The 10,430-nt window shown below is 51.4% G+C and carries 11 protein-coding genes and 1 riboswitch; of the genes, 5 read left to right on the top strand and 6 right to left on the bottom strand.

Features of this window, described 5'->3' with window-relative positions; all coding sequences use genetic code 11:
- The 4 genes from KQJ18_RS18000 to rlmA form a co-directional block, all read left to right on the top strand.
- Window positions 1–130: DUF2627 domain-containing protein (locus tag KQJ18_RS18000; RefSeq protein ID WP_216422425.1), on the top strand; the 130-nt coding region annotated here is incomplete at its 5' end.
- A gap of 12 nt (window positions 131–142) precedes the next feature.
- Complete coding sequence (cspE, locus tag KQJ18_RS17995; protein ID WP_001062678.1) at window positions 143–352, top strand: transcription antiterminator/RNA stability regulator CspE; 210 nt, start codon at window positions 143–145, stop codon at window positions 350–352.
- Between the two features lie 219 nt (window positions 353–571).
- Entirely contained in the window at window positions 572–2,317 is a 1,746-nt protein-coding gene (ftsI, locus tag KQJ18_RS17990; protein ID WP_038641283.1) for a peptidoglycan glycosyltransferase FtsI, read from the top strand.
- Between the two features lie 63 nt (window positions 2,318–2,380).
- A complete protein-coding gene (gene rlmA, locus KQJ18_RS17985; RefSeq protein ID WP_137347818.1) occupies window positions 2,381–3,190 on the top strand; it encodes a 23S rRNA (guanine(745)-N(1))-methyltransferase in 810 nt (269 codons plus the stop codon).
- On the opposite strand, the gene mntP is transcribed toward rlmA, so the two are convergent.
- The 5 genes from mntP to manX all read right to left on the bottom strand — a co-directional run bounded on the left by mntP (window position 3,187) and on the right by manX (window position 7,390).
- Complete coding sequence (gene mntP / locus KQJ18_RS17980; RefSeq protein WP_038641279.1) at window positions 3,187–3,753, bottom strand: manganese efflux pump MntP; 567 nt, start codon at window positions 3,751–3,753, stop codon at window positions 3,187–3,189. The genes rlmA and mntP overlap by 4 nt on opposite strands.
- 130 nt (window positions 3,754–3,883) lie before the next feature.
- Window positions 3,884–3,988: riboswitch (yybP-ykoY riboswitch) on the bottom strand.
- Window positions 3,989–4,185: 197 nt separating this feature from the next.
- Window positions 4,186–4,644 carry a DUF986 family protein gene (locus KQJ18_RS17975; protein WP_038641277.1) on the bottom strand — a complete coding sequence of 153 codons (459 nt, stop codon included), beginning with the start codon at window positions 4,642–4,644 and terminating at the stop codon, window positions 4,186–4,188.
- A 60-nt stretch (window positions 4,645–4,704) separates the two neighbouring features.
- On the bottom strand, window positions 4,705–5,556 hold the full coding sequence (locus KQJ18_RS17970) for a PTS mannose transporter subunit IID (RefSeq protein WP_006684184.1): 852 nt from the start codon (window positions 5,554–5,556) through the stop codon (window positions 4,705–4,707).
- A 12-nt stretch (window positions 5,557–5,568) separates the two neighbouring features.
- Window positions 5,569–6,369, bottom strand: coding sequence for a PTS mannose/fructose/sorbose transporter subunit IIC (locus tag KQJ18_RS17965; protein WP_005122174.1), 801 nt, complete (start codon window positions 6,367–6,369; stop codon window positions 5,569–5,571).
- A gap of 58 nt (window positions 6,370–6,427) precedes the next feature.
- On the bottom strand, window positions 6,428–7,390 hold the full coding sequence (gene manX, locus KQJ18_RS17960; protein ID WP_005122176.1) for a PTS mannose transporter subunit IIAB: 963 nt from the start codon (window positions 7,388–7,390) through the stop codon (window positions 6,428–6,430).
- Between the two features lie 459 nt (window positions 7,391–7,849).
- On the opposite strand from manX, the gene yoaE reads away from it, so the two are divergent.
- Window positions 7,850–9,409: a CNNM family cation transport protein YoaE gene (gene yoaE / locus KQJ18_RS17955; RefSeq protein ID WP_038641275.1), complete on the top strand. Its 1,560-nt coding sequence runs from the start codon at window positions 7,850–7,852 to the stop codon at window positions 9,407–9,409.
- A gap of 6 nt (window positions 9,410–9,415) precedes the next feature.
- Here yoaE and KQJ18_RS17950 read toward each other — a convergent pair.
- The coding region (locus KQJ18_RS17950; protein ID WP_216422423.1) for an EAL domain-containing protein at window positions 9,416–10,430 on the bottom strand (1,015 nt) is incomplete at its 5' end.

Raw genomic sequence — 10,430 nt, 5'->3', positions numbered from 1 at the left:
CAGTAAAGAAGTCCTGAGTAAACACGTTGACGTTGAATACCGCTTCTCTGCCGAACCTTATATTAGTGCCTCAAGCAGTAATGTCTCAGTTTTATCTATGTTATGCCCGCGGGCGAAGAAAATACTCTAAGGAATTTTGCAAATGGCAAAGATTAAAGGTCAAGTTAAGTGGTTCAACGAGTCTAAAGGTTTTGGCTTCATTACTCCGGCTGATGGCAGCAAAGACGTGTTCGTACACTTCTCCGCTATCCAGGGTAACGGCTTCAAAACTCTGGCTGAAGGCCAGAACGTTGAGTTCGAAATTCAGGACGGCCAGAAAGGTCCGGCTGCTGTAAACGTAACAGCTATCTGATCGACACCACTGATTTGATGCGCTCTTGCGCAACCATCTCAGATATAAAGCCTCGCTTATGCGGGGCTTTTTAATTCAAATTACGTCAAAATATTTCTGAAAGCCCATCCATTAGCGCTTTGTTGCAAAGGCGTGATGTTCGTAGCATAGTTTTCCCCGCATTCTCGCGGCATTTCTCGTTAAATCAGACACCTGAAAAACTATCATGCGGGAGTCCAGGTGAAAAAGAAAAACGACATAGATGCGCGCAATTTTACTCCCGTACGTTTTGCCCTGCTTTGTGTGGCGATATTATTAAGCCTGGGATTGCTGCTGGGTCGCGTGGCGTGGCTACAAATTGTCACGCCGACAACTTTGGTAAAACAGGAAGATATGCGTTCGTTACGCGAGGTTACCATTGCCTCGCCACGCGGAATGATTACCGACAGAGAAGGGCGACCGCTGGCGGTAAGTGTCCCGGTGAATGCCGTCTGGGCAGACCCTAAAACCATTATCAGCAAGGGAGGCGTGGGCTACAACGAACGTTGGCAGGCGTTAGCAAAGACTCTGAACATTTCGCTCAGTTCTCTGGCTGAGCGTGTTAACAGTAATCCTGCGGGACGCTTTATTTATCTGGCCCGCCAGATCTCTCCTCAGCAGGCTGAATGGATCGATAACCTTAATCTTCCGGGGATCAATCTGCGTGAAGAATCACGCCGCTTTTATCCCGCCGGACATGTTGCGGCTAATCTCATTGGTTTCACCAATATCGATGGCCAGGGTATTGAAGGCCTGGAGAAAAGCTTCAATAGCCAGTTGATGGGCAAACCCGGCTCCCGCCTGGTCCGTAAAGACAAATTTGGCCATGTCATCGAAAATATCACCGAAGTGATGCCGGTGCCTGCACATGAGTTACAACTCAGTATTGATGAGCGTTTGCAGACGGTTACCGAAGACGCGCTGGACAATGCCGTTACATGGAATAAAGCGGAATCCGGGGCCGCGGTACTGGTTAATATTGACACCGGCGAAATTCTCTCCATGGCAAGTTTCCCCGACTTTAACCCCAACAATCGAGACGGCGCGGTACTGGATGATTTTCGTAACCGTGCCATTAGCGACACCTTTGAACCCGGTTCAACCGTTAAGCCACTGGTGATCATGACCGCGCTCCAGCAGGGGATTGTGCAACCGGACAGCGTAATTGATACCCATCCTTTTAATGTCGACGGGCATCGTATTCGCGACGTCGGATTTTACCCGGAGCTGTCGCTGACCGGCATTTTGCAGAAATCGAGCGACACGGGCGTTTCGCACTTGTCGTTAGCTATGCCGGTGCAGAAATTGCTGGATACCTATAAACGTTTTGGCTTTGGCGACCCAACCGGGTTGGGATTAACCGGCGAAAGCAGTGGTTTAATGCCTCAACGCCGCTACTGGAGCGATTTGGATCGCGCCACCTTTGCATTCGGTTATGGGCTCATGGTGACGCCGCTCCAGTTGGCGCATGTCTATGCCACCATCGGTAGTTTTGGCATCTATCGCCCCCTTTCTATAACGCGTATTGATCCGCCGGTAATAGGGACGCGGGTGATGCCGGAGGCGCTGGTTCATCAGGTTGAACATATGATGGAAAGCGTCGCGTTACCCGGCGGTGGGGGAACTAAGGCCGCGGTCAGGGATTATCGGGTTGCGGTGAAGACCGGGACGGCGAAAAAAATTGGCGATGATGGTAAATATGTTGATAAATACGTGGCTTATACGGCAGGCGTTGCGCCAGCGAGCGACCCGAAATTCGCCTTAGTCGTGGTTATTAATAATCCACAAAACGGTGCTTACTATGGGGGCGCCGTCTCCGCGCCGGTATTCAGCCAGATAATGGGTGATGTCTTACGCCTGGAAAATGTTAAACCAGACGGTATGCCTGCCGACTCCGATCACCTGCTGGTGATGCATGGCGACAGCGTATCCTCGCCGACGCTGTAAGTTATTTTCCCGGGGCGCAATTCGCGTTACACTTGCGCCCTCAAATCACCTGCCGGAGTTGTCATGTCGTTTTCCTGTCCTCTTTGCCACCAGCCTCTTACTCAAACGAAAAACAGTTTTATTTGCCCTGAGCGGCACCAGTTTGATGTGGCGAAAGAAGGGTATGTCAACTTACTGCCGGTTCAGCATAAGCGGTCGCGCGATCCGGGTGACAGCGCTGAGATGATGCAGGCGCGCCGGGCGTTTCTTGATGCCGGACACTATCAACCGCTGCGTGACGCGATTGTGAATGTGCTTGTGCAGACGCTGAGTTCAGAGAACGCGGCGATTCTGGATATCGGCTGTGGAGAAGGGTATTACACCCATGCCTTTGCCGATACGCTGACTGGCGGCAAGACCGTTGGCCTCGACGTTTCTAAAGTGGCGATTAAGGCCGCAGCCCGTCGTTATCCGCAGGTCACCTTTTGCGTGGCTTCCAGCCATCGTCTGCCGTTTGCCGATGCGTCCATGGATGCCATCATCAGGATCTACGCGCCCTGTAAAGCGCAAGAGCTGGCTCGCGTGGTGAAACCGGGAGGATGGGTAATCACCGCCACGCCTGGGCCGCGTCATTTAATGGAGCTGAAAGGGCTGATTTATGATGAGGTGCGTTTGCATGCGCCACATACCGAACAACTGGAAGGTTTTGTCCTGCAGCAAAGTATTGCGCTGGGCTATCAGATGCAGCTCCAGGGCAGCGAAGCCGTAGCATTACTGCAAATGACGCCGTTCGCCTGGCGGGCAAAACCGGAAGTGTGGGAAACGCTGGCAGGAAAAACGACGTTTGACTGCCAGACAGATTTTAGTATTCACATCTGGCAGCGCCAGAATTAACCGTGGAAGTGCGCCCAGAGGATCTGGGCGCCGATACCAATCAGTACCACCCCGCCCAGGATTTCAGCTCGTTTGCCCAGCATCGGACCAATAAAACGACCGATCATCATGCCGAGCGTGGACATCATCAACGTGGCGCAGCCGATGGCCAGCGCAGTCGCAATGATGTTAACCTGCAGGAACGCCAGACCCACCCCGACGGCCATCGCGTCGAGACTGGTGGCGATAGCGGTGGTGACCAGCAGCCAGAATCCGTGGCGGCGCGGCGGTTCTTCATCTTCATCACCGTTGTCGCGAAAACCTTCGATTATCATTCGCCCACCTAAGAAAATCAGCAGAATGAAAGCGATCCAGTGGTTCCACTCCAGCACGAATTTGCTTGCCAGCATGCCCATTCCCCAGCCAATCAGCGGCGTCAGGGTTTCAACTGCGCCGAAAATGAGACCGGTGCGCAGAGCTTCAGAAAATTTGGGTTTATGCAGGGTGGCGCCTTTGCCAATTGATGCAGCGAAAGCATCCATCGACATGCCGAAAGCGAGAAGTACAGTAGCGGTGAGATTCATAACAGCGTCCTGACCGGGGTATCCATAAAACACATCACTGCCCCCAGTAACCATGCACACAGATTAAAATCACGAAATATATCGTGCCATTCAGGTATGCATTGCAGTTGATGTGCCTATGGTCTCGCCTGACTGAAGCTGTATGTTCAGTCCGTACGCGCCACGTTTTTCAACGAGTATGTTGACACGTACATTTCCGGAGTCTGGAAATCGGCTACTCCCCAACGACGGGCGCAACCTTAACATATATTGAGAATATAAAACAAGAAACAGGGAAATAATATTTGACTTCTAATTGAAAACGATTTTCATTTAGATTTATTTATAAACAGAACGTTAAAATAAATAACATTACGGACGTTGTAATATAGCCTTAGCTATGTTTTGTTTTCAAAAATATATAAAAAACATAGTTCAGGCTATCTTTCTAATTCACTGATTTGAAATGAGAAGCTTATATATTTTTTCAAGATCGTCTATATTTCGTACGCGAACCAGCAATCTCCGCTGTTCTAATTGCATCACCAGCACGCCGTCCTCTGATAAATTCATCTCTTTAATGCGGTTATATTCAATCCAGACGTTGGCAAAGAAAAAACCTTTTTGCTTGAAGATGATTTTCGGCGTACGGATCCAGAACAGATACAACCCCATCAATATCAGTGCGCATAATAACCACGTGGTGAATTGCGCCCCGTGGCTGGTGACGTTGTTGTAAATAAGAATAGCTACCAGGCCAATGAAGATAACACTGTCAACACGGCTGCGAGGAAGCAGGGCGACCGTCAGCAGAGTAAGGCCATTACGGCGGGGCATGATGAACTGATCGTAAATGGCATACGCCAGCAGCGAAAAGATAAAAAGAACCAGCACCAGGTCCGTGATAGTCATGAATCCTCAATCCTCTGAATAGAAAAACCGGGGGCAAGCCCCCGGTGGTGTACAACAGTCTTACAGGCCAAGCAGGCCGACAGCGTAGCCCGCGATACCGATGATGAAGAAGCCAACGATAATCCACAGCGGGTTCACTTTCTTACGCAGCAGCCACATACAAGCGAAAGTCAGCAGCAGAGGAACCAGGCCCGGCATCAGCTGGTCAAGGATAGTCTGCACGGTGGTGACGCGAGTCTGACCATCCTGACCGGTGATAGTGGAGACCACCAACGGGATATTCACGTGCGTCCACTTGTTAACCAATGCCCCCATGACAAACAGGCCGAGGATTGACGCCCCCTCAGTCAGTTTCTGCAGGAAGCCGCCGCCCATATCTTTAACGATATCGACCCCTTTACGGTAGCCGTATGCCACACCGTAGTAACGGGTTGCCAGACGCACCAGGTTAAACAGGATGAAGAACAACAGTGGTCCAAGCAGGCTGCCGCTCATCGCGATTCCAGCGCCAAGCGCAGCAAATACCGGACGTACCGTACCCCAGAAGATTGGGTCGCCGACGCCTGCCAGCGGTCCCATCAGACCAACTTTGATACCGTTGATAGCACCATCGTCAATCTCTGCGCCGTTGGCACGCTGCTCTTCCATCGCCAGCGTAACGCCCAGCACAGGTGCGGCTACGTACGGATGGGTGTTAAAGAATTCCAGGTGACGCTTAATAGCCTGCTTACGTGCATCGTTGTTTTCCGGGTACAAACGGCGGATAGCCGGTACCATGGAGAAACAAAAACCCAGCGCCTGCATACGTTCGAAGTTCCATGAACCCTGAAACAGGTTAGAACGAATGAACACGCCACGAATGTCACTCGGAGTGAGTTTTTTCTCGGTGGTAGTTTTAGTCATATCAACCATTTCGCTCACCTGCTAGTCCAGTTCGTTATCAAGATCGTTGTTACCAGCTGCCTGAACTGGCGCACCGGCGACGCGGTTATATTTCGGGCTCAGCTGAATGTAGAGGATTGCCATCACTGCGCCAATCACACCCAGAGCAACCAGGTTGAAGTTAGTAAATGCCGCGGTGACGAAGCCGAGGTAGAAGAACGGCATCAGGTAGCCCGCGCGCATCATATTGATGACCATCGCATAACCAACCACTACGATCATACCGCCTGCGATGTTCAGGCCGCCGGTGACGACTTCCGGAATGGCGTTGAGCATGCTCTGAACTTCACTGGTACCTACAGAAATCGCCACGATTACCGCCGGGATAGCGATACGCATAGCCTGCAGGAACAGCGAGGACACGTGCAGCCAGGAGAGCGCCGTCAGGTTGCCGTTTTCGGCCGCCTTATCCGCTGCGTGCTGGAATGCTACGGTGATAGTACGAACGATGATGGTCAGAACCTGGCCTGCTGCTGCCAGCGGGATAGCCAGCGCGATACCGGCACCAATACTTTGGTGACCCGCGATAACCAGAACGGTAGAGATAATTGACGCCAGTGCGGCATCTGGTGCAACCGCAGCACCGATGTTCATCCAGCCAAGGGCGATCATTTCCAGGGTACCACCGATGATAATACCGGTTTTCATATCCCCGAGAACGGCGCCAATAAGCGTACAGGCCACCAACGGACGGTGGAACTGAAATTCATCGAGTACCGACTCCATACCCGCGATACATGCGACGATGAACACCAGCACAATCTGAAGAGTGGTAATCTCCATTGTACTTCTCCTATTGCTATACAGACTTAAGTGTGAAAACTAAGTAAATGCCAGGGAATTATTTCGCCTTGGCAATCAAATCCATCATTTTCAGTTTCTGATCGGTCGAAACTTTACGCGCTTCGAGCTCAATACCGCGTTCGTTGAGTTTTTTGAAGGCTTCGATGTCTTTTTCATCAACAGAAATTGCGTTGTTTACCTGTGTTTTACCCTGACGGAAAGCCATACCGCCAATGTTTACAGAGGTAATTTTCACACCACCTTCAACGATACGTTCCACATCGGTCGGGTTGGTGAACAACAGCATCACACGCTCGCCTGCATATTTCGGGTTGTTGTAGACGCGGATCATTTTCGCGACATCAACCACATGCGCCGTCACACCCGGAGGTGCTACCTGAGTCAGCAGCGTTTTACGCACGGTATCGGCGGCAACTTCATCGCTGACGACAATAATGCGCGTTACGTTGGTTTCTTTGGTCCAGCGAGTGGCTACCTGACCATGAATTAAACGGTCATCGATACGCGCCAGACCGATCTGCATATAATCGTTCGGGCCCATCGGTTTCGCCGGTGCTGCTGCTTTTGGTGCCGCAACGGGGGCAGGAGCGGCCTTTTCCACCGGTTTCGCTTTCAACGCTTTCACGCCTTCGCTACCGGTTTCAACGGCCAGTGCCACTAATTCATCAAAGCTCGGGTTGTCATCACGCGCCATGAAGGTTTCAACCAGCATGGGAATGTTCACACCGGCGATAACTTCGTAATGCTCTTTATCGACGACAATGCGGCTCGCAGCGTTAAACGGGCTGCCTCCCCATGTGTCAACGAGAAACAGCACGCCTTTACTGGTATCGAGTTTTGCCAACTGAGCGTTGTACTTTTCGATCAGCGTTTCGGCATTTTCGCCTGGAACGAAATCGATCCAGCCGACGTTTTCCTGCTCGCCTAACAGCATCTCTGCTGTCTTAAGTAACTGCTCTGCAGCCCAACCATGTGTGCCTATTACAATAGCAATGGTCACTTGCTACCTCCTTTATTATCGTTAACACATCAACGTAAAGATGTATTTGAATCGTCGTCCGCAATCGAATCGATTCAGATAAGGGTTACAAAGAAAAACCTATGATTTTCGTGAATTATTTTAGATATCGAAAAAAATATTTTATGTGATGAAGATCCGTAATTTAACTTCCGATGAAAAGAAATTTCGAAGGGTAAAATATCTCCGAAACAACTTATTGCAAAGGAAGGTAAATCTTTGCTAAAAACCGGTTGTCTCTGTTATGTTTAGCATCTGTTTAATTACTCAGGAGTATAGGGCAGTAGCCCACCATATGGATCGTCACCGACGTCATTTCACCCTCAGGCCGCTTTGCGCCTGTCAGATTGGCACTTTTTGCCACAAATTTTCTCTGCATAATGCTTTAACGCCTGAGATCCTCAGCGCGCAGTTTGGTCATTCCTTAAGCAGGAGCTTGTCATGGAATTATTAATGGACCCGCAGATTTGGGTGGGTTTGCTCACGCTTGTCGTTCTCGAAATTGTTCTGGGTATTGATAACCTGGTCTTCATTGCGATCCTGGCTGATAAGCTGCCGCCGAAACAGCGAGATAAAGCGCGTTTAATCGGTTTATCACTGGCACTGATTATGCGTCTGGGCTTGTTGTCCGTGATTTCGTGGATGGTGACGCTGACAAAGCCGCTGTTTACGGTAATGGACTATGCGTTCTCGGGGCGCGATCTGATAATGCTGCTGGGCGGTATCTTCCTCTTGTTCAAGGCAACGACAGAGCTGCATGAGCGGCTGGAAAACCGTGAACATGATACCGGGCAGACGAAAGGCTATGCGAGCTTTTGGGTTGTGGTGACGCAGATTGTCATCCTTGATGCGGTGTTCTCGCTGGATGCGGTGATTACTGCGGTCGGTATGGTCAACCATCTGCCGGTCATGATGGCGGCCGTCGTGATAGCTATGGCCGTGATGCTGCTGGCTTCCAAGCCGTTGACGCGATTTGTGAACCAGCATCCGACGGTGGTGGTGCTGTGTCTGAGCTTCCTGTTGATGATTGGTCTGAGTCTGGTTGCCGAAGGGTTTGGCTTCCACATTCCGAAAGGTTATCTGTATGCGGCGATTGGCTTCTCGATCATTATCGAGTTGTTTAACCAGATTGCCCGTCGTAACTTTATTCGCCACCAGTCGACCCTGCCGCTGCGTGCGCGAACTGCGGATGCAATCCTGCGTCTGATGGGCGGTAAACGTCAGGCCAGCGCGCAGATGGAATCCGACAATCCGGTACCTGTGCCCGTTCCGGAAGGCGCATTTGTGGAAGAAGAACGCTATATGATCAACGGCGTACTCTCCCTGGCCTCGCGTTCATTACGTGGCATTATGACGCCTCGTGGCGAGATTAGCTGGGTTGATGCGGACCTGAGCGTAGCGGAAATTCGCGAGCAATTGCTTTCGTCACCGCACAGCCTGTTCCCGGTATGTCGCGGTGAGCTGGACGAAATTATCGGTATCGTCCGTGCCAAAGAACTGCTGGTAGCGCTGGAAGAGGGTGTGGATGTGGCGGCGATTGCCTCAGCCTCTCCGGCTATCGTGGTCCCGGAAACGCTGGACCCGATCAATCTGTTGGGCGTTCTGCGTCGTGCCCGCGGCAGTTTCGTGATCGTTACTAACGAATTTGGTGTCGTGCAGGGGCTGGTTACACCGCTGGACGTATTAGAAGCTATCGCCGGTGAGTTCCCCGATGCCGATGAAACGCCTGAAATTATTGCTGATGCGGGCGGCTGGTTGGTGAAAGGCGGAACCGACCTGCATGCATTGCAGCAGGCGCTGGACGTGGATACGCTGGTGGATGAAGACGAAGATATCGCGACGGTGGCAGGTTTAGTCATCGCGGCTAACGGTCATATTCCACGCGTCGGCGATGTTATCGAGGTTGCGCCGCTGAGTATTACGATTGTCGAAGCGAATGACTATCGTGTGGATTTAGTTCGCATTGTTAAAGAACAACCTGCTCACGATGAAGACGAGTAATCGGGTTTAGCGAAACGGCATAACGGGCATACTATGTCGCCCGTTATGCCGGGTGGGCGGCGGCGTGCTGCCCGCCAGCCATTTTGGAAAATCGCATAGCGGCATTGGCTTCGCATACAGAAAACCTTGCAATAAATGTACACCGTGCCGGCGCAAATGCTGTGCCTGCGCCTGCGTTTCAACCCCTTCCGCCACCAGTTCGATATTCAGTCTTTTTCCCAGCGCGATGATGATGTCTGTAACGGTTGAGTTCACGGCATCGGTACCGATCGCAGAAGTAAATGATTTATCAATTTTCAGTACATCCGGGCGGAGTTTTTCCAGCCAGGAGAGCGAGCTGTTGCCAGTGCCAAAATCGTCAATCGCCAGTTTTACGCCAAGGCGATTTAGCTCGCGTACAACCCGATAATCCACATCCAGTAACGCATCACGTTCGGTAAGTTCGATGACTAACTGCTGAATGGGATGCTGGCTAAACCAATACTGGTTGAGATCTTTTAACAGCGTGCCATGGCGAAAATGGCTGGCGGCGACATTGATCCCGATATGAAACTGACTGCTCATGGGGAAGACGTGTCGTTGCTGAATGGTTTCTGCGATGACATGACGCGTCAGGGGCACGATCAGGTTGTGCTCCTCGGCGATGGGAATAAACACTTCGGGAGAGATCCAACCCTGACGCGGATTATTCCAGCGTAACAGGATTTCCACCCCCATGCATTGCTGCGTTTGCGCATTGAGCAGCGGCTGGCAGAACAGCTCGAATTCCCGGGCGGCAAGGGCCAGATTTATCTCCCAGGAGAAACTCATTCTGTTGGCGGTTGCCAGCCACGCCAGGTACCCCACTAACAGACTGAGGATCACCGCCAGCGGCAGTTGTGTTGGCAGATGTTTAATCGCCAGTTCACTGGCGCCCGGACCGGTAACGCTGATAGTAAACGGGAAATGCTGTGATGAGAGCTGGTAGCGTTTTTCATTCTTTAGTTCAGGTAGCGTATCGACAACACCTTGTCCGTAGAGC

Source organism: Citrobacter sp. S55_ASV_140 (assembly GCF_018919505.1).
GTDB classification, from domain to species: Bacteria; Pseudomonadota; Gammaproteobacteria; order Enterobacterales; family Enterobacteriaceae; genus Citrobacter; species Citrobacter werkmanii.
Note: the sequence above shows the minus strand (reverse complement) of the source record. Positions and strands in the feature narration are given on the sequence as shown.